This is a genomic window from uncultured Martelella sp. (assembly GCF_963677965.2).
Classification (GTDB): Bacteria; Pseudomonadota; Alphaproteobacteria; order Rhizobiales; family Rhizobiaceae; genus Martelella; species Martelella mangrovi.
In genome coordinates, this window is sequence record NZ_CAXXFM010000001.1 from 1,785,766 (window position 1) to 1,806,320 (window position 20,555).

Genomic DNA, 20,555 nt, shown 5'->3' on the forward strand with positions numbered 1-20,555 from the left:
AAATATTGCGCTGAGTGCGGGGCCTCAGTCCTCGAACACCACCAGAAGGTCCTTGGCGTCGATCTGGTCGCCGGCCTTCACGTGGACTTCCTTGATGATGCCGTCGCGGTCGGCGTGGAGCGCGGTTTCCATCTTCATCGCCTCGATGGAAACGAGGACGTCGCCGGAAGAGACCTGCTGGCCGGCGGAAACCGCAACCGTTGAAATCACGCCCGGCATCGGCGCACCGATCTGGTTCTGGTTGGCGGGGTCCACCTTCTGGTTGGCGCCGCCGGCCGCACCATGCGCCCGGTCCGGCACCTTGATGGAGCGCGGCGCACCATTCAGCTCGAAGAACACCGTGACCATGCCCTTTTCGTCGGGGCTGGTGATCGCCTGGTTGAGAACGACAAGCGTCTTGCCGCGTTCGATATCGGCAAAAAGCTCGCCGCCTTCGTCAAGACCGTAGAAATAGGCCGGCGTCGGCAGCACCGAGACGGGGCCGTAAGTCTCGTTTGCCATCACGTAGTCGACGAAGACCTTCGGATACATCAGATAGGAGGCCAGCTCGAAATCATTGATTTCGCGTCCGACCTTTTCTTCAGCTTCTTTCCGTTCAGCTTCGAGATCGGCATCCTCAAGCAGCGAGCCGGGGCGCACGGTATAGGGCTCGTCTCCCTTCAGCGCCTTGTTCTGCAGGCCCTCCGGCCATCCGGCCGGTGGCTGGCCAAGGTCGCCCTTCAGCATCGAGATCACCGAATCGGGGAACGACATGTCCTTGGCCGGGTCTTCGACATCGGCAACGGACAGGTCCTGGCTCACCATCATCAGCGCCATGTCGCCGACGACCTTCGAGGACGGCGTGACCTTGACGATATCGCCGAACATCTGGTTGGCGTCGGCATAGGCCTGGGCCACTTCATGCCAGCGGGTTTCAAGACCCAGCGAACGGGCCTGCTCCTTCAGATTGGTGAACTGGCCGCCCGGCATTTCATGCAGATAGACTTCCGAGGCCGGACCCTTCAGATCGCTTTCAAACGCGGCATACTGGTGGCGCACGGCCTCCCAGTAAAACGAAATGCGACGGATATAGCCGGTATCGAGGCCCGGATCGCGCTCGTGACCCTTGAGCGCCTCGACGATCGAGCCGAGGCAGGGCTGCGAGGTATTGCCGGAAAAGGCATCCATGGCCGCATCCACGGCGTCGACGCCAGCGTCGATTGCCGACAGCACGGTGGCTGCGGCAATGCCGGAGGTATCGTGCGTGTGGAAATGGATCGGCAGTTCGGTGGCGTCCCGCAGGGCCGTGAACAGCATCTTGGCGGCGGCCGGCTTCAGCAGCCCGGCCATGTCCTTGACCGCGATGATATGGGCGCCGGCGGCCTCCAGTTCCTTGGCAAGGTCGGTGTAATATTTCAGGTCATACTGCGGCCGGCGCGCATTCATGATGTCGCCGGTATAGCAGATTGCCGCCTCGCACAGCTTGCCTTCCTCGGCCACGGCATCCATCGAAACGCGCATGTTTTCCACCCAGTTCAGGCAGTCGAACACGCGGAACAGATCGATCCCGCCGGCAGCCGCCTGGCGGACGAAATATTTCACGACATTGTCGGGATAGTTCTTGTAGCCGACGCCGTTTGCACCGCGAAGCAGCATCTGCAACAGCAGGTTCGGGGCGTTTTCACGCACCTTCTCAAGCCGTTCCCACGGGTCTTCCGTCAGGAAGCGCATGGATACGTCGAAGGTCGCGCCGCCCCAGCATTCCAGCGACAGAAGCTCCGGCAGTGCCCGGGCATAGGTCCCGGCAATGGAGGCGATGTCGTGGGTGCGCATGCGGGTTGCCAGCAGCGACTGATGGCCGTCGCGCATGGTGGTGTCGGTCATCAGGACGCGCTTTTCGTTACGCATCCATTTGGCGAATTTCTCCGGCCCCATCTGGTCGAAAAGCTGCTTGGTGCCCGGCTTCGGGTCGCCTTCGATGAAGGGAATGACCGGTGCTGCGATCTCGTCGGATGGTTTCGGGCGGCCCTTGGTTTCGGGGTGGCCGTTGACGGTGACGTCGGCCAGATAGTTCAGGAGCCTGGTTGCACGGTCCTGCCGCTTGACCTGGGAGAACAGCTCCGGCGTCTCGTCGATGAAACGCGTGGTGTAGCTGTAGTCCATGAATTGCGGGTGGGTGATGATCGCTTCAAGGAAGGTCAGGTTGGTGGCCACGCCGCGAATGCGGAATTCCCTCAGCGCCCGGTCCATGCGGCGGGCGGCCTCCTGCGGGGAGGGTGCCCAGGCGGTGACCTTTTCCAGCAGCGGATCGTAGAACCGGGTGATGACCGCGCCCGAATAGGCGGTGCCGCCATCCAGACGGATGCCGAAGCCGGTGGCCCCGCGATAGGCGGTGATCCGGCCGTAATCGGGGATGAAATTCTGTTCCGGATCCTCGGTCGTGATGCGGCACTGCAGCGCATGGCCGCGCAGATAAATCTCCTCCTGCGGGGGAACGCCGGATTCTTCGGTGCCGATCACGGCCCCGTCGAGAATGTGGATCTGCGCCTTGACGATGTCGATGCCGGTCACGGTTTCGGTTACCGTGTGCTCGACCTGGATGCGCGGATTGACCTCGATGAAATAGAATTTCCCGGTATCGGCATCCATCAGATATTCGACAGTGCCGGCGCCGATGTAGTTGGTGGCCCGGCCGATCTTCAGGGAATATTCCGCAAGCTCGGCGCGCTGTTGGTCGTTCAGATAAGGTGCGGGCGCACGCTCGACGACCTTCTGGTTGCGGCGCTGGATTGAACAGTCGCGCTCGAACAGGTGCACGACATTGCCGTGGGTATCGCCGAGGATCTGGCTTTCCACATGGCGCGCGCGCTCGACGAGCTTTTCGAGATAGACTTCGTCCTTGCCAAAGGCGGCCTTGGCCTCGCGCTTGGCTTCCGTCACCTCGCGGGCGAGATCGTCCTTCGAGCGGATGGCGCGCATGCCGCGGCCGCCGCCGCCCCAGGACGCCTTCAGCATCACCGGATAGCCGATCTCGTCGGCCATGCGCTCCACTTCCGCCATGTCGTCGGGCAGTGGATCGGTGGCGGGCACGACCGGGACGCCGACCTCGATGGCGAGATTGCGCGCGGCGACCTTGTTGCCGAGCCGGCGCATGGTTTCGGCCTTCGGCCCGATGAAGGTGATGCCGGCTTCCGCGCAGGCATCGACGAATTCGGGGCTTTCCGAAAGCAGGCCGTAGCCGGGGTGAATGGCATCGGCGCCGGAAAGCTTGGCGACGCGGATCACTTCCTCGATGGAGAGATAGCTCTCGATCGGGCCCATGTCGTGATCAAGATGCGGGCCGCGCCCGACCTGATAGCTTTCATCCGCCTTGAACCGATGGAGCGCCAGTTTGTCTTCTTCCGCCCAGATCGCCACCGTTTTTATATCGAGTTCGTTTGCAGCGCGAAAAACGCGGATGGCAATCTCGGAACGATTGGCGACAAGAATCTTTGAAATCGGCAAGGAAGTCCTCCTCAGGAAAAAAGCGTGAAAATCGCAATTTAAAAGTCATAGCCAAACTCGGGTCCGAGCGCAAACCTGCTTTCCGGCCTGACTTATTTTGAACCAATCAGGAGATGAGGCCAAGCCGGAATGCAAGCGCCACAAGGTTTTGCCGGTTGCGGGCATGCAGTTTTTGCTGCAGCCCGCTCACATACCAGTTGACGGTATGATTGGTAAGGCCGATCGCCTTGCCGGTTTCCACCGATGTCATGCCATCGGCGAGATTTCTGAGGATTGTGACCTCGCGGGCAGACAGTTCCGGAACGATGCCCGAGCGCCGCCGCGTCGGTTTCCCGCATTGCAGAATAAAGAGACTGCGCTTTAGTGTTTCCCTGGCAAGGGTGGCGAACAGGCTGACCTCAAGCGTGGAAAGCTCGATCCGGTTTTCGCAGGCAAACACCATTGCGCCTGCAAGCCCTTCGCGCTGATAGACGGGAAAGGTGACGCCGTAATTCAAGCCGGTTTCCGCAGCCCGCACGCAGCGCGTGCGCAGCCTGCGGTAGATAGCAGGGTTGAATTCTTTAGTCTCGACTGTCGCTCTGTCCCAGTAATATGGGTCGCCCGATGTGCCGAACGACAGCAGTGTGCCGTCGGCATCGCTATCGAAAAGTACCGAGACATCCGCGCTCACAATGTGTTCGAAAAGGTTCTGCCACGCGACATTGTTGCCTGCGGGGGTGACGGTTCGCTGGAAAAGGCCAAGGCGATCAAAATTGTAACGGAGAGCGACCTTTTCGACTGCATTGTAAAGGTTGATAAGGCTATCAATCTCATGCATCAGCACGAGACATTCCAGCACGTCGTGAAACTTTTTCAAGGGAGCGGTTTCTTTCGGGCTAGCGGCAACAAAGTCTTTGCACCGGCCTGGACGATTCATATTACAAGGCTTGGCCGTTCAGGCATCGAGATGCGAACAGCCTTAAAGTTACAGTGCTCAAATTTACACGTATTGGGAGCGTTATCAACCATAAGATTAGTGGCACGCAACGTTTTTGCACGCTTAATTTCGGCCGCATCGCCGAGAGCAATCTATACGGGAATGCGGCCGCGATTTTGCCAGATCGCGGCCGGTCTTCTTGTCAGCTTCGCAATGCGCGATAGATCGCCGGAATGATCAGCACGGTCAGAAGCGTCGACGATATCAGGCCGAACAGCAGCGAGATCGCCAGGCCCTGGAAGATCGGATCGGCCAGGATCACGGCCGCGCCGATGATGGCTGCAAGCGCGGTCAGCAGGATCGGCTTGAAGCGAATCGAACCGGCCGCAATCAGCGTGTCGATCATCGGCACGTCATCCGATTTGGTATGCCGGATAAAGTCCACCAGCAGGATCGAGTTGCGCACGATGATGCCCGCAAGCGCGATGAAGCCGATCATCGAGGTGGCCGTGAACGGCGCGTTGAACATCCAGTGACCGAGCATGATGCCGATAAAGGTCAGCGGCACCGGCGTCAGGATCACCAGCGGCACCTTGAACGAGCCGAACTGGGCAACGACCAGGATATAGATCCCCAGAAGCGCGACCATGAAGGCCGCTCCCATATCGCGGAAGGTGACCCAGGTGACCTCCCATTCGCCGTCCCACAACAGCACCGGTGTGGTTTCATCTTCCGGCTGGCCGTGCAGCTTGATCGCGGGTTTGGGCAGATCGCCCCAGTCCATCGCGTCGATGGCATCCTGAACTGCCAGCATGCCGTATAGCGGCGCCTCGAAATCCCCCGCCAGCTCACCGGTCACCATGTCGGCATAATGGCCATTATGGCGGAAGATGGCATAGGAGGTGGGTTCTTCGCTCACGGTGACGACATCGCCGAGTTCGACCACGGAGGCCGTTCCGCCGGTGGTCGAGGCGACTGGCGTCGACAGGAAGGTCTCGTCGAGCACCTTCTGGTCCTTCGTCCGGCCGATCTCGATCGGGATCGGGGGCCGGCCGCCACCGCGATGGGAATAGCCGACCGTAGTCGTGCCGTTGAGTGCAGCAAGCGCATCGAAGACATCCTGCTCGGCAACGCCGTAGGATTCCAGATCGTCGCCGGAAATCGTCACCCGCAGGCGCTTTGCCTGCTGGCCGTAGCTGTCATCGACATCGACGATGAAGGGCACGGAACGGAAGGCCTCCTTGACCTTTTCGGCCACCGCGCGCCGGGTTTCGGCATCCGGACCGTAGATTTCGGCAAGCAGCGTTGCCATGACCGGCGGGCCGGGCGGCGGCTCGACGACCTTGAGTGAGCTTCCGGCCGGCACGGGAACCGCGGCCAGGATCTTCTGCCTCAGATCGAGCGCGATCTCATGGCTTGAGCGATCGCGCTCGCCCTTCGGCGTCAGATTGATCTGGACGTCGCCCATCTCCGGTCGGTTGCGCATATAATAGTGGCGAACCAGTCCGTTGAAGTTGAACGGGGAGGCGGTGCCCGCATGGGTCTGCACCGACATGACCTCTGGCGTCTGCAGCACCACATCGGCAACAGCCTGGGCAATCGCATCGGTTTCCTCGACCGAAGCGCCCTCCGGCAGGTCGATTGTTACCTGCAGTTCCGACTTGTTGTCGAAGGGCAGCAGCTTGACGGTGACATGCTTGGTGTAGAACAGGCTGAGCGAACCGAAAGTGGCGACCAGCACGAGCCCGATAAAGGTCCAGGAGCGCAGCTTCGTCTTCAGGATCGGCCGGGCAACCATCGCATAGGCGCGACCGAGCGCGCCGCCGCCATGGCCGTCATCGGCATGGAGCTTGGCCTTGCCGGCAATCCGCACCATCAGCCAGGGCGTGATCATCACCGCGACGAAGAAGGAGAAGATCATCGCGGCGGACGCGACTGCCGGGATCGGGCTCATATAAGGGCCCATCATGCCTGAGACGAACATCATCGGCAGGAGGGCGGCAACAACCGTCAGCGTCGCGACGATCGTCGGATTGCCGACTTCCGCCACCGCCTCGATGGCCGCCTGAACGCGGGTCCGCTCGTCGGGCATGGCCCAGTGGCGGGCGATGTTCTCGATCACGACAATGGCGTCGTCCACCAGAATGCCGATGGAAAAGATCAGCGCGAACAGCGACACGCGGTTGAGCGTATAGCCCATGATATTTGCGGCAAACAGGGTCAGCAGGATCGTCACCGGAATGACGATCGCAACGACGAGGGCTTCCCGAAGCCCGATGGCGACCCAGACCAGAATGATGATCGACACCGTGGCAAGCGCCAGATGGAACAGCAGTTCGTTGGCCTTCTCATTGGCGGTCTCGCCGTAATCCCGCGTGACGGCGACCGTCATCGTGTCGGGAATGAGGGTTCCTTCGAGCTCGTCGACGCGGTGGAGAATGTCGTGGGCAACATTGACGGCATTGGCGCCGGCGCGTTTGGCGATCGCCAGGGTAACGGCGGGCACACGGTCCATCGTGCCGTCTTCGGCCAGCGTGACCGAGGAGGTGATGGCGTCGGCATCATTGGTGATATAGGTGATATCGGCAACATCGCGCACATAAACCGGGCGGCCATCGGCGCTGGTCAGCAGAAGATTGCCGATTTCGCCGGGCGACGACAGGGTCTGGCCCGCCATCACATTGATCTGCATGCCGTTGTCGCGCACCGTGCCGGTGGAAAAGGCGCGGTTTGCCGCCGTCACCTTGCCGGTCAGCGCCTTCAGCGTCACGCCGTAAAGGGCAAGCCGCTCGGGATCGGGCGCAATGCGGATGGCCTCGCCGGTCTCGCCGACCAGATAGGTAAGCCCCACCTCGTCGATCTTGGTCAGTTCGGTCTGTAATTCGCGGGCCACCCGGGTCAGATCATTGGCGGTGATGCCGGCATCCTGATCTTTCGCCGGCGTCAGCGTCAGCGCCACAATGGCGACGTCATCGATGGTGCGGCCGACGATCAGCGGCTCGGGAATGCCGACGGGGATATCGGACATGTTGGCCATGACCTTGTCATGAACCCGCAGAACGGCGCTGTCGGACGGCGTGCCGACCTTGAAACGGGCGGTGACCATGACCTGGTTGTCGGAGATCTGCGAATAGACATGCTCGACATCATTGATGCCCTTGATGATCGTCTCCAGCGGTTCGGAGACAAGCTTGACGGCATCCTCCGCCTTCAGGCCCGGGGCCTGGACGATGATATCGACCATCGGCACGGAAATCTGCGGCTCTTCCTCCCGCGGAAGGGTGAACAGCGCCACGATGCCGAGCGCAAGGGCCGCCAGCAGAAACAGCGGTGTCAGCGGCGAAGCGATGAAGGACTTCGTCAGCCCGCCCGCTATGCCAAGCTTATGCGGTTTCATGGGACAATCACCTCATCGCCGGCGACAAGCCCGGTCAGCACTTCCGTCATGGTATGGCCGTCGATGACGGCGTTGCCGCCGGTGATCACGGTCTTTTCCCGCGTCTGGCCGCCGCCGAGCGAAACCGTGATGAAATCCAGCCCGTGACGGGTGGTCACAGCCGCAGCCGGCACGAAAAACGCTTCGCGCTCGCCGATCGGCACGCGCACCAGAAAGCGCTGGTTGACATAGCTGGTCTTCAGCCCGTCGACCTCGACATCGGCAATCACGCGGTTGTTGTCGAGCTCGGGGTAGAGCTTGACCAGTTTGCCCGTGGCCGCGCCGTCCGCATCGGGGCGGGTGATCTCGATGCTCGCGCCTTCCTCAAGCAGGTTTGCGTGGCGGGCGGGAATGGCAAGCCTCAGGAAAAAGCCGCCGGAGCCGATCGTCGCCACGGTCTCGCCGGGCAGGATCACCGAACCTTCGACCACCGGCACCTGCAGCACCCGGCCGGAAGCCGGGGCGACAATGTCGCCCTCGCGCAATTGCTGGCGAACCACTTCCATATTGGCGTTGACCGACGCGATATTGTTGACGACGACGTCGACCTGGGTTCTCAGCGTGTCGAGCTGCTGGTTGCTCATCACCCCGCGCTTGTTGAGGTTTTCGCCGCGTTCCAGTTCCGAACGGGCGTTTTCCAGCGAGGCGTTGAGCCCCTTCAACTGCGCTTCATAGGCGGCGATCTGGTAATCCAGCTTGTCGTCTCTGACGGTGCCGATCACATCGCCTTCGCTGACCGTATCGCCTTCCGTCAGCGTCAGCGATTCCAGCGTGCCGCCGATGCGCGCGCGCGCCGGCACGGTGTCGCGGGCCTTGACCTCGCCATAGACCGCCTTCCATTCCGGCACGGTCATCGGTTCGACCGTCACCATCGCGGCGGATACCGGAAAGGCCGTAAGGACGGCGGCAAGAAGCGCGGCCGCGCCGCGCCATGCAAGCGCTTTTGGCATCATCATCTCACTTTCAAAATGCGGTGCCGGACTTGATGCCGAGCTTTTTGAAGATGATGGCGGCCGGGCAGAAGCCGGTAAAGGCCGACTGCAGCAGGTTGAGGCCGACAAAGGCGGTGAGCCACAGCCAGTAGATGCTGACGAAGACCGTCAGAAGCACCGACAGCAGAACCATGAAACCGGCAAAGGCCAGAACGGCACGATCGAGAGACATTGCAAACTCCTCGCTAAAAGATACGTACTTTCGTATATACGTTATTATATCGAATTTGCAAGAGCCGTTCTGCTTTCCGCCAAGCGCAGCCGACGTCTGGAAAGCGGAAACGGACATTCCCATATCATAAGGCAAGGCGGCCGATCCGCCGATTGATCAAGGTCACAATCATGGTGCAGCAACAACAAGACCCCTATCAATTGCTCGGCGTTGCCAAAACGGCCTCTCAGGACGAGATCAAGAAGGCCTATCGGCAACTTGCCAAGAAACTTCATCCCGACCTCAATCCTGGTGACGCCGCCAAGGCGGAACAGTTCAGCCAGGTGACGGCGGCCTACGACCTTTTGAGCGACCCGGAAAAACGCCGCCGCTTCGATGCCGGCGAGATCGACATCAACCAGCAGGAGCGGCCGGAGCGACAATATTATCGCGCCCATGCCGAGGCCGATCCGAGCGCGCGCTACGAGTTCGAAGGCGGGTTTGACGATCTCGGCGAATTCTTCGCCCGCGCCTTCGGCGGCCGGGCCGGGGACGGCGCAGGGCAACGACGGAGTTCGATGCGGATGCGCGGCGCAGATCGTCACTTTCATCTTCAGGTCAGCCTCATCGAGGCGCTTTCCGGCGCAAAGAAGACCGTCGGCCTTCCCGAAGGCGGGCGCATCGCGCTGACGATTCCGGCCGGCATCGAGGACGGCAAGACGTTAAGACTTGCCGGAAAGGGCGAGCCGGGCGTCAATGGCGGTCCGGCGGGTGATGCCTATGTGCGGGTCGAGGTTCTGCCGGATCCGGTCTTTGTCCGCGAGGGCGATGATCTGACGATGGAACTGCCGGTTGGCATTGATGAAGCCGTGCTGGGCGCAACCGTCTCGGTGCCGACGATCGGCGGCCGGGTCAATCTGAAGGTCCCGGCCAATTCCAGTTCCGGCCGGGTGATGCGGCTGAAGGGCAAGGGTGCGCCGAAACCGGGCGGCGGGGCCGGCGACATGCTGGTCACCCTGAAGATCGTATTGCCGCCGGAGCCCGATCCCGCCCTTGAGGAGGCGCTCAGGGCATGGCGAAGCGAGCATGGCTACGATCCACGCGCGGGCTGGAAAGGAGGCCGGCGATGATCATCATGACGAAAACGCAAGTGCTGGAACGGATCGGCCGGTTGAGCGCCGAGCGGCTGGAGATCTGCGTCACCCGCGCATGGGTCAAGCCGCGTGAGGGCGAACGCGGCCCGGCCTTTGACGAAACCGATCTTGCCCGGCTGCAATTCATTGTCGAACTGACCGAGGATCTGGAGGTCAATGACGACGCGGTTCCGGTCATTCTGGGGCTGATGGATGAGCTCAGCACGCTGCGCCGGCGCATGCGCGCCCTTGATGAAGCGCTCAATGCCGAAGGTGAGGATGTCCGCGAGGCGGTGATCGCGCGCTTGCGGGATCGGGCAGGGGCCTGATCAGAGCCGCCCGGCAATCCAGTTTGCCAGTTTGTCGGCCACATGCGTCTTGTCCATGTCGGGCCAGACTTCGGTCGTTTCCTTTGTTACCAGCATGACCTGATTGCGGCTGCCGCCCATGACGCCGTCTTTCGAAACATCGTTGGCGACGATCAGGTCGGCGCCCTTGCGGGTCAGCTTGTCGGCGGCATAGGTCGCGACATCCTGCGTTTCGGCGGCAAAGCCGATGACGAGATGCGGGCGCTGCGCATGATGGCCGATGGTTTTCAGAATGTCGGGATTTTCCGTCAGCTGAAGCGGGGGCGGTGCCTCGCCGGGCTTTTTCTTCATCTTCTGCACGGCGGAATCCGTTGCCCGCCAGTCGGAAACGGCTGCGACCATGACGGCGATATCGGCGGGAAGGGCGGCCTCGACGGCGGCCAGCATGTCGCGCGCGCTTTCCACATGCACGGTGCTGACGCCTTCGGGATCGGCAATCGACACCGGGCCGGAAACCAGCGTCACATCCGCCCCCAGTTTCGCAAGGGCTGCGGCAATGGCGTGGCCCTGACGGCCGGAGGAACGGTTGGCGATATAGCGCACCGGATCGATGGCCTCATGGGTCGGACCGGAGGTGATGACGGCGCGCTTTCCGGAAAGCGGCTTCGGCTTGTCATCGAACACCGCTTCGATGGCGGCGACAATCTCCATCGGTTCTGCCATACGGCCGGTTCCGGCCTCGCCGCTTTCGGCCATTTCACCGGCCATCGGGCCGATGGTCATGACGCCGTCGGCGACAAGGGTCGCAAGATTGCGCCGCGTTGGCGCCGCGCCCCACATTTTCGGGTTCATCGCGGGCGCCAGCAGCAGCGGGCAGTCGCGCGCCAGCAGCACGGCGCTTGCCAGATCGTCGGCAAGGCCATTGGCCGCTTTCGCAATCAGATTGGCGGTCGCCGGCGCAACGACGATCAGGTCGTTTTCGCGCGCAAGGCGGATATGGCCGACATCCTGTTCCTCAGTGCGCGAAAACAGATCGGTAAACACATGCCCGCCGGACAATGCGCCGACGGCCAACGGCGTGATGAATTCGGTCGCCGCCGCCGTCATCACCGGCGTCACCCGCGCGCCGCGCTCCTTCAGCCGCCGGATCAGATCGAGGCTCTTATAAGCCGCGATACCGCCGGCGATGATCAGAAGAATGCGTTTGTCTTTCAGCGACATGATAAGCCCGCCTGTTTCGTTGCAACGGTTTTAGCACGACGCGGACAAAGAAAAACCCCGCAGTGTTGTCACTACGGGGTTTCACGATTTTCCTGTTTTCGGCGTTACTTCGAAAAATCGAGCGCCCGGTCGCCGTTTTCATCCTTCACGCGCGTCGGCAGGCCGATGTGGTTGAGGATGTGGAGGAAGGGCTTGGGCGGCAGTTCCTCGACATTGGCCATGGTCTTCACATCCCATTCGCCGGATGCGACCAGAATGGCGGCGGCGACCGGGGGCACGCCGGCGGTAAAGGAAATGCCCTGGGAACCGACTTCGTTGTAAGCCTCCTTGTGGTCGGAGACATTGTAGATGAAGACTTCGGCCGGTTTGCCGTCCTTTGTGCCCTTGACGAAATCGCCGATGCAGGTCTTGCCGGTGTAGTTGGGCGCAAGCGAGGAGGGGTCGGGCAGCACCGCCTTGACCACCTTCAGCGGCACCACTTCCTCACCTTCCGCCGTCATCACCGGCTGTTCGGAGAGAAGGCCGAGGCTTTTCAGCACGGTGAAGACGTTGATGTAGTGGTCGCCGAAACCCATCCAGAAACGGACATTGGGCGAGCCCATGTTCTTCGACAGCGAGTGGATCTCGTCATGGCCGGACATATAGGCCTTCTGCTTGCCGACAACCGGCAGGTCGAATTCATGGCCGACCTCGAACATTTTGTTCTGCGTCCACTCATTGTTCTGCCAGGCGTAAACCGTGCCGGTGAATTCGCGGAAATTGATTTCCGGATCGAAATTGGTGGCGAAATACTTGCCGTGGCTGCCGGCATTGATGTCGACGATGTCGATATCGGTGATGTCGTCGACATAATCGTCCTTGGCAAGGCGGGCATAGGCATTGACGACGCCCGGATCGAAGCCCGCGCCGAGAATGGCGGTCACGCCCTTTTCAGCGCAGCGTTCCTTGCGCTTCCATTCGTAGTTTGCGTACCACGGCGGGGTTTCGCAGATCTTGTCGGGCTCTTCGTGGATGGCGGTGTCGATATAGGCCGCGCCCGTTTCAAGGCAGGCTTCCAGCACCGACATGTTGAGGAAGGCGGTGCCGACATTGATGACGATCTCGACGCCGGTCTGGTTGATCAGCGCCACGGTTGACGGGATATCGAGGGCGTCGAGCTGGTGGGCGAGCAGAACGCCGTCCTGCTTCATCGCCTGCTTTTCAAGAACGCTCTCGATGATCGCGTCGCATTTCGCCTTGGTGCGCGAGGCGATGTGGATGTCGCCGAGCACGTCGTTGTTCTGGGCGCATTTATGCGCCACCACCTGGGCGACGCCGCCGGCGCCTATGATCAGGACATTCTTCTTCATCAGGACAACGCCTCCGGTTTTTCAAGTCCGTTGTGTCCGGCCGATGGGCCAGTGAAATCGGGTGCGGCGCAAATCCTTGCGCGCGCTTGTGACGCCTTCATGAAAGGCTCGATACATAATCCGCATAGCCGAATTCGCGCACGGTGCGGATTGTGCCGTCTTTCTCGCGAATGGCAATGGCCGGCATTTTCACGCCGTTGAACCAGTTCTTCTTGACCATGGTGTAGCCGGCGGCATTTTCAATGGACAGACGGTCGCCGGGTTTCACCGGTTCGGCAAAGGAAAACTCGCCGAAAATATCACCTGCCAGGCAGGACTTGCCGCAGATCATCACCTTGTGCGGGCCTTCATCGGGCGAAAGTTTTGCCGGTTCGCGATAGATCAGCAGGTCGAGCATATGCGCCTCGATCGAGCTGTCGACAATCGCCAGGTCCTTGCCGTTATAAAGCGTGTCGAGCACGGTGACCTCCAGCGTTGCCGCCCCGGTAATCGCGGCCTCGCCCGGTTCCAGATAGACCTGAACGCCGTATTTTTCGGCAAAGCCCTTCAGTCGTTCGGCCAGCTTTTCCAGCGGATAGTTTTCGCCGGTGAAATGGATGCCGCCGCCAAGGCTGACCCAGTCGAGGCGCGCAATCAGGTGGCCGAAGCGTGCCTCGATGACGCCGAGCATCTCGTCGAAACGGTCGAAATCCTCGTTTTCACAATTGTTGTGAAACATGAAGCCGGAAACCCTGTCGAGCACGGCTTCGATCTTTTCCGGATCATGTTCCCCGAGGCGCGAAAACGGCCGGGCCGGGTCGGCAAGATCGAAATCCGAGGTGGAAACCTGCGGATTGACGCGCAGGCCCCGGATTTTTGATGCCGACTGGCTTTCGAACCGGGTCAGCTGGCCGATGGAATTGAAGATGATCTTGTCGCAGTTTGCGAGCACGTCTTCGATTTCGTTTTCGGCATAGGCCACCGAATAGGCATGGGTCTCTCCGCCGAATTTCTCAAAGCCGAGCTTGACCTCGTAAAGCGAGGACGAGGTGGTGCCGTCCATATAGTCGCGCATCTGGTCGAAGACCGACCATGTGGCGAAACATTTAAGCGCCAGCAGCGCCTTTGCGCCGGAGGCTTGCCGCAGCCAGGCGATCTTGTCGAGGTTCGCCTGCAGGCGGGATCTGTCGATCAGATAATAGGGGGTCTGCATAGCCGGGCCTTTCGGGTTGCGGCGAAAGGTCATGCCGCTTCGGGGTTTGGGCCTTATCTATCGAACGAACCGTCAAAATCAAGCGTGAGGCCCGACAAATCGCCGGCGGAAATGAAAAAGGCGGCCCCGAACAGAAGCCGCCTTTCGAATATTGCGCTTTGCGCGACCTCAGCCGGGAAGCACGACCACCTTGGTGCGGGTATCGGGATCGACGCGGGCGTAAAGGTCGATAATGTCCTGGTTGATCATGCGGATGCAGCCGGAAGACACAGCCTGGCCGATCGACGTCCAGTTGGGGTTACCGTGGATGCGGTACATGGTGTCATTGCCGTTGCGGTAGAGGTAAAGTGCACGGGCGCCGAGCGGGTTCATGATGCCGGGTTCCATGCCGCCGGCAAATTCCTTCAGCTCGGGCTGACGCTTGATCATGGCTGACGGCGGATGCCAGGTCGGCCATTCGGCGCGGCGGCCGATATAAGCCTCGCCGGACCAGCGGAAACCGTCGCGGCCGACGCCGATGCCATAGCGCACGGCCTTGCCATCTTCGAGCACGTAATAGAGTAGCCGTTCCTTGGTATCGACGACGATGGTGCCCGGTGCCTGGTCGGTTTCGTAGTCAACGATCTGGCGGCGGTACTTCTCGTCCACATCCGTGATCGGCACCCGCGGCAGGTCGATGCCCTCGTCATTGGTGGCTGCATAGGCGGAAACCGGCGCCATTCTGCCCGAAGACATGCCGTCGGTCGTGGTGCAGCCGGCAACGGCAAGCAGACCTGTTAAGGAGAGTGCAAGAAGAAGTGTTCTGATGTGCATAGGCTGACTCGTGACGACGATTGAACCGAAAAATGATAATGGTTAGCTGATAGAAGCTTATGGTTAACATTTTATTGCGTGACAAGCGCAAGTGATGTGAAGTCCCGTGAATGGCCCTACAGGGGCCATGCGCTGTTGTGAAAATGCATCGATCGGAAGGAGGTTCCATGGCGATTGTCGACCTTCACGCGAAAAACCCGACGGCCGACGGGCGTCAGTCCGAGCGTGCCATGCTGGTGCGTCGCGGCGTTCAGCACCTGATGAAGCACATGCGCAATGCCGCGATCAGCGAGATGACGCTCAGGAACGGGCGCCGTGCCGATCTCATCTGTCTGACCGAAAAGGGCGAGATATGGATCATCGAGATCAAGTCATCGATCGAGGATTTCCGTGTCGACCGCAAATGGCCGCAATATCGCGATTATTGCGACCGGCTGTTCTTCGCCACCCATGCCGATGTGCCGCTGGATATCTTTCCCGAGGATTGCGGGCTGTTGCTGGCTGATCGCTACGGTGCGGAAATCATCAGGCCGGCGCCCGAACACAAGCTGGCGCCGGCGCGCCGCAAGCTTTTGACACTCGCTTTTGCCCGCAATGCCGCCGAGCGGCTGACAGCGGCGGAACTGGTGCTGGAACGGCTCGAAGCGGAGGGGATTACGTTCTGAACGAGCGGATTGTCAGCGCGGCGCGCGCTTGGCCAAAATCCGCTGCAGGGTGCGGCGGTGCATGTTGAGGCGGCGTGCGGTTTCCGAAACATTGCGGTCGCACATCTCGTAGACCCGCTGGATATGTTCCCAGCGCACCCGGTCGGCCGACATCGGGTTTTCCGGCGGGTCGACCTTTTCGCCCGGCGCCTGGGTCAGCGCGTGAACGATGTCGTCGGCGTCAGCCGGTTTTGCCAGATAGTCGAGCGCGCCGAGTTTCACGGCGGTCACGGCCGTGGCGATATTGCCGTAGCCGGTCAGTACCACGATGCGGGTATCTTCTCGGGCCTCGCGAATGGCGGCGATCACATCAAGGCCGCTGCCGTCTTCCAGTCTTAGATCGACGACCGCATATTTTGGCGGCCGCGCCCTTGCGCTTTCCACCCCTTCGGCAACGGTGCCGGCAGTGTCGATCGAAAAGCCGCGCGTTTCCATGGCCCGGGCGATACGGCGCAGAAAGGGCGTATCATCGTCAACGATCAGCAGGCTCATTTCGCCGCTGGAATCGCCCGCTGTTTCATCCCGCCCGATACCCGGTATTTGCGTGTCGTCCATATCTGCCATGCCTGAAATCTTCCCGCGGCAAATGACCGCGCTCCAATGGTATCAGATGCTTATGACTCCCGAAAGCCGGGGGGTAAACCCCAAAAGACCCACGGGGAGTGACAGGCAGGCAGGCCGCCGGATGGGTTTTCGAAAGCAGGCGGAAATGTTGCGGCAGGGCCGGATGCCTGCCGCTCAGGGACATGGCCGAAGCGTTTTAGCCGCTGAGTCGCACGAGGGCGGAGAGCACATCGGAGCGGCGCAGAAGACCCACCAGCCGGTTGCCGTCGACCACCGGAAACACCCGGTGCGGATGGGCAATGAAGGCTTCGGCGGCGGTGACCAGATCGGCGCTGGCCGGCAGGCTGACGACGTTGTGGCTCATATAGTCGGCCACCGTGCCTTTCCATTCCTGGTAATAGCTTGCCTGAAGCGCCGGGTTGAAACAGTCCTTCTGGGTGAGGATGCCGCAAAGCATGCCGCTGTCATCGACAACCGGGGCGGCGGCCGCCTTGCTTTCGACCAGCAGCGCCACGGCGCGCCGGATCGGCGTTTCCGGGGTGACGGTCAGCGTCTCGGTCTTGGTGATCTCGGCGATCGTGTCCGTCATTTCGCCGGCCCCTGCCCACGGTTCGGGCAGCCCTCGCAGGCCGCTTCCTTCATGCAGGCCATGCCGCCGCACGAGCCCTTGAGCGGACCGCGCCCGACAAGAAGGCCGACAGCCAGGCCACCCATGCCCAGAAGCACGATCGCAATTGCCATCAGGATTTCCATGTCAGTACTCCTCTCTGGAACACTATAGCAGAAAACGGCTGAAACCGCCCGTGGTTTCACGTCGCAGGCCCTCACCGTCATGAAACAGGAAAAGGGCGGAAATCGCGCGGCTGCGCGCAAGCGCCGGTCCGTTGCCGCCGGCAGCCGTCAGTGCCGTTGCCCAGCCATCCGCGGTCATCGCGTCGGGGGCGAGCACCGAAACCGATGCGATGGCGCCCTCGACCGGAACGGCATGGCGCGGATCGATGATGTGGCTGTAGCTGTGGCCGGAAAGCGCATAGCTTTGCGCGCGAAGACCCGAGGTGGCAACGGCGCCATCGGCAAGTTTCAGCACACCGGCGCCGCCGCTTGCGTTCAGGCGCGGGTCTTCGACGGCGACCTGCCATGGCCGGCCGGCGGGATGGTTTCCGCGGGCGACAAGCTCGCCGCCGAGGTCGATCAGGAAATCCGTATGGCCGGCATCCAGAAGGCGGTCAGCCATCAGGTCGAGCGCGCGCCCCTTGGCAATGCCGCAGAGATCCATTGTCACACCGCCCTGGGTCTTTTCGAGGCGATTGCCGTCAACGGCGAGCGCATGCCACAGCGGCGGTGCGCCCTCTTCGGCGGTTTTTCCCTTAATTGGTCCGAAGCCGAAACGCGCCACCAGCGGGCCGACGCTCGGGTCGAACCAGCCGTCGCTGCGGATTGCGATATCGAGTGCTGCGTCAGCCACGAAAGCGGTTTCGGCCGAGACCGGCCGGCCACCGGCGCCGGCCGCGTTGAACGCGCTGATCTCGCTGTCGGTGCGCCAGGGCGACATCATCCGGTCGATGCCGGCAAGCAGAGCCTCGATGTCGCCCCGCAATGCTTCCGGCCTGCCGCTATCGGGAACCGTCACCCGCCATGTCGTGGCAAAGGCCTCGCCGGTGATCTGTTGCGTCGCAGGCGCTGATTGCAGGATGGCCGGGGTTTTTGCGTGGGCGCCGGCAGCGGCCAGAAAAGCCGTTCCGGAAAGTGCGAGAACGCGGCGGCGGGTCAGAAAGGTTTGGCGTGCGTTCATGGGTCAGACTCCGAAATCGTCGTAGAAGATGGACTTCGACTCGACACCGAGCCGGTGCAGGGTGGAGATCACCGCCGAAATCATCACCGGCGGTCCGCACATGTAATATTCACAGTCTTCCGGTGCGGGATGGCGGGAGAGTTCCGCGCGCACCACATCGTGGATGAAACCGCTTGCCCCCGTCCAGCGGTCGCCCGGTGCGGGATCGGAAAGCGCCGGTGTCCAGGAGAAATTGTCGTGTTCGGCAGCGATCTTCTCGAACTCCTCGACATAGAACAGGTCGGCAACCGACCGCGCGCCGTAGAAATAGCGCATCCGCCTTTGGGTGTTCTTGCCGATCTGGTCGTGGATCATGGCCCTGAGCGGCGCCATGCCGACACCGCCGCCGATGAATACCATTTCGCGCTCTGTCGGCTGCACCTCGAATTCGCCGAACGGCCCGGAGGCCTCGACTTCATCACCCGGTTTGAGGGCGAACAGCCATGAGGAGACGATGCCCGGCGGAATTTCCTGTTCGCGCCCGGGCGGCGGTGCGGCGAGGCGGATATTGAAGACGGCGCGTTCCTGTCTGGCATCTTCCGGCCGGCAGGCAATCGAATAGGCGCGGGTGACGGATTTTTCGGCGTAGGAAGTCATCTCCGACCAGCCGGAGACCCGCCAGGGCTCGCGAAACGGCGGGTCAATGTCGATATCGCGGAAATCAAGCCCGTATGCCGGTGCGGTCAACTGCATGAACCCGCCGGCCACGAAATCAAACGGCTGGCCTTCGGGCAGTTGCAGCACCAGTTCGCGGATCAGCGGCGCCTTCATCTCGTTGGAAACCACGCGGCAGGTAAAGCCGGTCGCCCCGACAAAATCCTGCGGCACGGTCACCGAGCAGGGGCCTCGAAGCGCGGTCTGGCAGGCAAGGCGCATATGGGCCTTGCGCTCGGCGGCTGAAAGCACGCCGCGTTCGGTGGCCTGCGCTTCGCCCGCGCCTTCGCCCTCCACCTGCACACGGCACAGTCCGCATGTGCCCGAACCGCCGCAGGCGGCGGGAATGCCGATACCGGCGCCATGCAGCACACCGAGCAGGCGGTCGCCGCGATTGGCCTCGATTTCCATCGTATCGTTGACCTTGACCATCAGCGCTTCGGCGGGGATCAGGCGCGCGCGCGTGATCAGCAGCGCCAGCGTCAGCACCAGGACGAGGCCGATAATGACAATGGCTCCAACAGCGATCTCGTTCATGGCGTCACCATTTGCGCAAATGCCGAAAAGCCGAGTGACATCATTCCGGCCAGTGTGAAGGTAATGCCGAGCCCGCGCAGCCCCTGGGGCAGATCGGCATAGGAAAGGCGTGCCCGGATCGCGCCGAGCAGAACCACGGCAACGCCGAAGCCAAAGCCGAGACCGATGCCGAATACCGCCGATTCACCGACGCTGTAATCACGGTCGACCATGAACAGGCTGCCGGCGAGAATGGCGCAATGCACCGTCAAAAGCGGCAGGAAGACGCCGAAGGAAGAGTAGATGGCCGGGAAGAACCGGTCGAGCACCATTTCCACAAGCTGCACCGTCGCGGCGATAACGCCGATGAACGAGATCAGCTTCAGGTAGGAAAGGTCGACATCCGGCATGCCGGCCCAGGCCCATGCGCCCGGCGCCAGAAGGGCGTGATAGATCAGCTGGTTGAGCGGCACGGTGACGCCCAGAACCGCAGTCACGGCGATGCCCAGGCCGATGGCCGAGCCGGTGCGCCGCGACAGCGCCAGAAACGTACACAGACCGAGAAACAGCGTCAGCGGCGCATTTTCAACGAAGGCTGCGCTGAGAAACAGGGACCAGAGGTCACTCATCATCTGGCCTCCTCTGTTTCCGGCGGGTTGAATTCGGACGGCTCGGCCTGTTCCGGCAGCACGGAGCGAATGGCCCAGACCAGCCCGCCGAGCATGAAGAAGGCGCTCGGGGCGAGCAGCATCAGGTTGAGCGGCGTGAACCAGCCGCCATCGGCGACCACCGGAAAGACCTGATACCCCATCAGCTTGCCGGCGCCGAACAGTTCGCGCGCCGATCCGATGATGATCAGCACCAGCGAATAGCCGAGCCCGTTGCCGAGTGCGTCGACCATGGAGGGCAGCGGCGGGTTGGAGCGCGCATAGGATTCGGTCCGCCCCAGCACCAGGCAGTTGGTGGTGATCAGGCTGACGAACACCGAGAGCTTGCGGCTGATGTCGAAGAGATAGGCCTGCAGGATCTGGTCGATGACCACCACCAGCGAGGCGACGATGACGATCTGCACGATCAGCCGGATGGAATCGGGAATATGGCGGCGGATCAGGCTGACAAGCATGGACGACAGTACCAGCACCGTGGTCAGCGAGGCGGACATGGTCAGCGCGGTCGCCACCGAGGTGGTTACCGCCAGCGCCGAACAGATGCCGAGGATCTGCAGCGTCACCGGATTTTGCTGGACGAGCGGCTCCGTCAGCGTCGACCAGAGTTTGGTGCGGTCCGCCATA

19 protein-coding genes are annotated in these 20,555 nt (G+C 61.7%); 3 read left to right on the top strand and 16 right to left on the bottom strand.

All coding sequences use genetic code 11. From position 1 onward, the window contains the following. Positions 1–24 precede the first annotated feature (24 nt). From pyc to ACHZCU_RS08525, 5 genes are all read right to left on the bottom strand, one after another. The gene (gene pyc, locus ACHZCU_RS08505; protein WP_319518424.1) at positions 25–3,483 is read right to left on the bottom strand and encodes a pyruvate carboxylase; all 3,459 of its coding nucleotides are present in this window, start codon (positions 3,481–3,483) and stop codon (positions 25–27) included. Between the two features lie 106 nt (positions 3,484–3,589). Next, on the bottom strand, positions 3,590–4,339 hold the full coding sequence (locus ACHZCU_RS08510; protein WP_319518425.1) for a helix-turn-helix transcriptional regulator: 750 nt from the start codon (positions 4,337–4,339) through the stop codon (positions 3,590–3,592). A 262-nt stretch (positions 4,340–4,601) separates the two neighbouring features. Beyond that, a complete protein-coding gene (locus tag ACHZCU_RS08515) occupies positions 4,602–7,796 on the bottom strand; it encodes an efflux RND transporter permease subunit (RefSeq protein ID WP_319518426.1) in 3,195 nt (1,064 codons plus the stop codon). Beyond that, complete coding sequence (locus ACHZCU_RS08520) at positions 7,793–8,785, bottom strand: efflux RND transporter periplasmic adaptor subunit (RefSeq protein ID WP_319518427.1); 993 nt, start codon at positions 8,783–8,785, stop codon at positions 7,793–7,795. Before ACHZCU_RS08520 ends, ACHZCU_RS08515 begins: the two co-directional genes overlap by 4 nt. Positions 8,786–8,798: 13 nt before the next feature. Next, entirely contained in the window at positions 8,799–8,999 is a 201-nt protein-coding gene (locus tag ACHZCU_RS08525; protein WP_106309384.1) for a DUF2892 domain-containing protein, read from the bottom strand. Between the two features lie 170 nt (positions 9,000–9,169). Between ACHZCU_RS08525 and ACHZCU_RS08530 the strand changes: the two genes are divergently transcribed. Together ACHZCU_RS08530 and ACHZCU_RS08535 are read left to right on the top strand one after the other, a co-directional pair. Then, positions 9,170–10,108, top strand: coding sequence for a DnaJ C-terminal domain-containing protein (locus tag ACHZCU_RS08530; protein WP_319518428.1), 939 nt, complete (start codon positions 9,170–9,172; stop codon positions 10,106–10,108). A 5-nt stretch (positions 10,109–10,113) separates the two neighbouring features. Beyond that, a complete protein-coding gene (locus tag ACHZCU_RS08535) occupies positions 10,114–10,440 on the top strand; it encodes a chaperone modulator CbpM (protein ID WP_319518429.1) in 327 nt (108 codons plus the stop codon). Here ACHZCU_RS08535 and coaBC read toward each other — a convergent pair whose 3' ends face one another. The 4 genes from coaBC to ACHZCU_RS08555 all read right to left on the bottom strand — a co-directional run bounded on the left by coaBC (position 10,441) and on the right by ACHZCU_RS08555 (position 14,994). Next, the gene (gene coaBC / locus ACHZCU_RS08540; protein WP_319518430.1) at positions 10,441–11,640 is read right to left on the bottom strand and encodes a bifunctional phosphopantothenoylcysteine decarboxylase/phosphopantothenate--cysteine ligase CoaBC; all 1,200 of its coding nucleotides are present in this window, start codon (positions 11,638–11,640) and stop codon (positions 10,441–10,443) included. Between the two features lie 104 nt (positions 11,641–11,744). Beyond that, complete coding sequence (locus ACHZCU_RS08545) at positions 11,745–12,989, bottom strand: saccharopine dehydrogenase NADP-binding domain-containing protein (RefSeq protein WP_106309390.1); 1,245 nt, start codon at positions 12,987–12,989, stop codon at positions 11,745–11,747. 97 nt (positions 12,990–13,086) lie between these two features. Then, entirely contained in the window at positions 13,087–14,181 is a 1,095-nt protein-coding gene (nspC, locus tag ACHZCU_RS08550; protein WP_319519769.1) for a carboxynorspermidine decarboxylase, read from the bottom strand. A gap of 168 nt (positions 14,182–14,349) precedes the next feature. Then, the gene (locus ACHZCU_RS08555) at positions 14,350–14,994 is read right to left on the bottom strand and encodes a L,D-transpeptidase (RefSeq protein ID WP_106309396.1); all 645 of its coding nucleotides are present in this window, start codon (positions 14,992–14,994) and stop codon (positions 14,350–14,352) included. Between the two features lie 167 nt (positions 14,995–15,161). Between ACHZCU_RS08555 and ACHZCU_RS08560 the strand changes: the two genes are divergently transcribed. Next, the gene (locus ACHZCU_RS08560) at positions 15,162–15,659 is read left to right on the top strand and encodes an MmcB family DNA repair protein (protein WP_106309399.1); all 498 of its coding nucleotides are present in this window, start codon (positions 15,162–15,164) and stop codon (positions 15,657–15,659) included. A gap of 12 nt (positions 15,660–15,671) precedes the next feature. Here ACHZCU_RS08560 and ACHZCU_RS08565 read toward each other — a convergent pair whose 3' ends face one another. The 7 genes from ACHZCU_RS08565 to ACHZCU_RS08595 form a co-directional block, all read right to left on the bottom strand. Beyond that, positions 15,672–16,253, bottom strand: coding sequence for an ActR/PrrA/RegA family redox response regulator transcription factor (locus ACHZCU_RS08565; RefSeq protein WP_394706104.1), 582 nt, complete (start codon positions 16,251–16,253; stop codon positions 15,672–15,674). 205 nt (positions 16,254–16,458) lie between these two features. Beyond that, positions 16,459–16,851: a CBS domain-containing protein gene (locus ACHZCU_RS08570; RefSeq protein ID WP_319518431.1), complete on the bottom strand. Its 393-nt coding sequence runs from the start codon at positions 16,849–16,851 to the stop codon at positions 16,459–16,461. Next, the gene (gene nqrM, locus ACHZCU_RS08575) at positions 16,848–17,015 is read right to left on the bottom strand and encodes a (Na+)-NQR maturation NqrM (RefSeq protein ID WP_319518432.1); all 168 of its coding nucleotides are present in this window, start codon (positions 17,013–17,015) and stop codon (positions 16,848–16,850) included. Before nqrM ends, ACHZCU_RS08570 begins: the two co-directional genes overlap by 4 nt. Before the next feature lie 22 nt (positions 17,016–17,037). Continuing rightward, on the bottom strand, positions 17,038–18,054 hold the full coding sequence (locus ACHZCU_RS08580) for an FAD:protein FMN transferase (RefSeq protein WP_319518433.1): 1,017 nt from the start codon (positions 18,052–18,054) through the stop codon (positions 17,038–17,040). A gap of 3 nt (positions 18,055–18,057) precedes the next feature. Beyond that, positions 18,058–19,284 (bottom strand): NADH:ubiquinone reductase (Na(+)-transporting) subunit F, encoded by a 1,227-nt coding sequence (gene nqrF, locus ACHZCU_RS08585; RefSeq protein WP_319518434.1) that lies wholly within the window; start codon positions 19,282–19,284, stop codon positions 18,058–18,060. Beyond that, positions 19,281–19,892 carry an NADH:ubiquinone reductase (Na(+)-transporting) subunit E gene (gene nqrE, locus ACHZCU_RS08590; protein WP_106309511.1) on the bottom strand — a complete coding sequence of 204 codons (612 nt, stop codon included), beginning with the start codon at positions 19,890–19,892 and terminating at the stop codon, positions 19,281–19,283. The genes nqrF and nqrE overlap by 4 nt, the downstream gene beginning before the upstream one ends. Beyond that, positions 19,892–20,554, bottom strand: a complete 663-nt coding sequence (locus tag ACHZCU_RS08595; RefSeq protein ID WP_106309410.1) for an NADH:ubiquinone reductase (Na(+)-transporting) subunit D — start codon at positions 20,552–20,554, stop codon at positions 19,892–19,894. Before ACHZCU_RS08595 ends, nqrE begins: the two co-directional genes overlap by 1 nt. Position 20,555 lies beyond the last annotated feature (1 nt).

Bases quoted from the DNA above. Each gene is read 5' to 3' on its own strand.
- ACHZCU_RS08515 (WP_319518426.1), bottom strand. From the start codon at position 7,796: ATGAAACCGCATAAGCTTGGCATAGCGGGCGGGCTGACGAAGTCCTTC.
- ACHZCU_RS08520 (WP_319518427.1), bottom strand. From the start codon at position 8,785: ATGCCAAAAGCGCTTGCATGGCGCGGCGCGGCCGCGCTTCTTGCCGCC.
- ACHZCU_RS08525 (WP_106309384.1), bottom strand. From the start codon at position 8,999: ATGTCTCTCGATCGTGCCGTTCTGGCCTTTGCCGGTTTCATGGTTCTG.
- ACHZCU_RS08530 (WP_319518428.1), top strand. From the start codon at position 9,170: ATGGTGCAGCAACAACAAGACCCCTATCAATTGCTCGGCGTTGCCAAA.
- ACHZCU_RS08535 (WP_319518429.1), top strand. From the start codon at position 10,114: ATGACGAAAACGCAAGTGCTGGAACGGATCGGCCGGTTGAGCGCCGAG.
- coaBC (WP_319518430.1), bottom strand. From the start codon at position 11,640: ATGTCGCTGAAAGACAAACGCATTCTTCTGATCATCGCCGGCGGTATC.
- ACHZCU_RS08545 (WP_106309390.1), bottom strand. From the start codon at position 12,989: ATGAAGAAGAATGTCCTGATCATAGGCGCCGGCGGCGTCGCCCAGGTG.
- nspC (WP_319519769.1), bottom strand. From the start codon at position 14,181: ATGCAGACCCCCTATTATCTGATCGACAGATCCCGCCTGCAGGCGAAC.
- ACHZCU_RS08555 (WP_106309396.1), bottom strand. From the start codon at position 14,994: ATGCACATCAGAACACTTCTTCTTGCACTCTCCTTAACAGGTCTGCTT.
- ACHZCU_RS08560 (WP_106309399.1), top strand. From the start codon at position 15,162: ATGGCGATTGTCGACCTTCACGCGAAAAACCCGACGGCCGACGGGCGT.
- ACHZCU_RS08565 (WP_394706104.1), bottom strand. From the start codon at position 16,253: ATGGACGACACGCAAATACCGGGTATCGGGCGGGATGAAACAGCGGGC.
- ACHZCU_RS08570 (WP_319518431.1), bottom strand. From the start codon at position 16,851: ATGACGGACACGATCGCCGAGATCACCAAGACCGAGACGCTGACCGTC.
- nqrM (WP_319518432.1), bottom strand. From the start codon at position 17,015: ATGGAAATCCTGATGGCAATTGCGATCGTGCTTCTGGGCATGGGTGGC.
- ACHZCU_RS08580 (WP_319518433.1), bottom strand. From the start codon at position 18,054: ATGAACGCACGCCAAACCTTTCTGACCCGCCGCCGCGTTCTCGCACTT.
- nqrF (WP_319518434.1), bottom strand. From the start codon at position 19,284: ATGAACGAGATCGCTGTTGGAGCCATTGTCATTATCGGCCTCGTCCTG.
- nqrE (WP_106309511.1), bottom strand. From the start codon at position 19,892: ATGAGTGACCTCTGGTCCCTGTTTCTCAGCGCAGCCTTCGTTGAAAAT.
- ACHZCU_RS08595 (WP_106309410.1), bottom strand. From the start codon at position 20,554: ATGGCGGACCGCACCAAACTCTGGTCGACGCTGACGGAGCCGCTCGTC.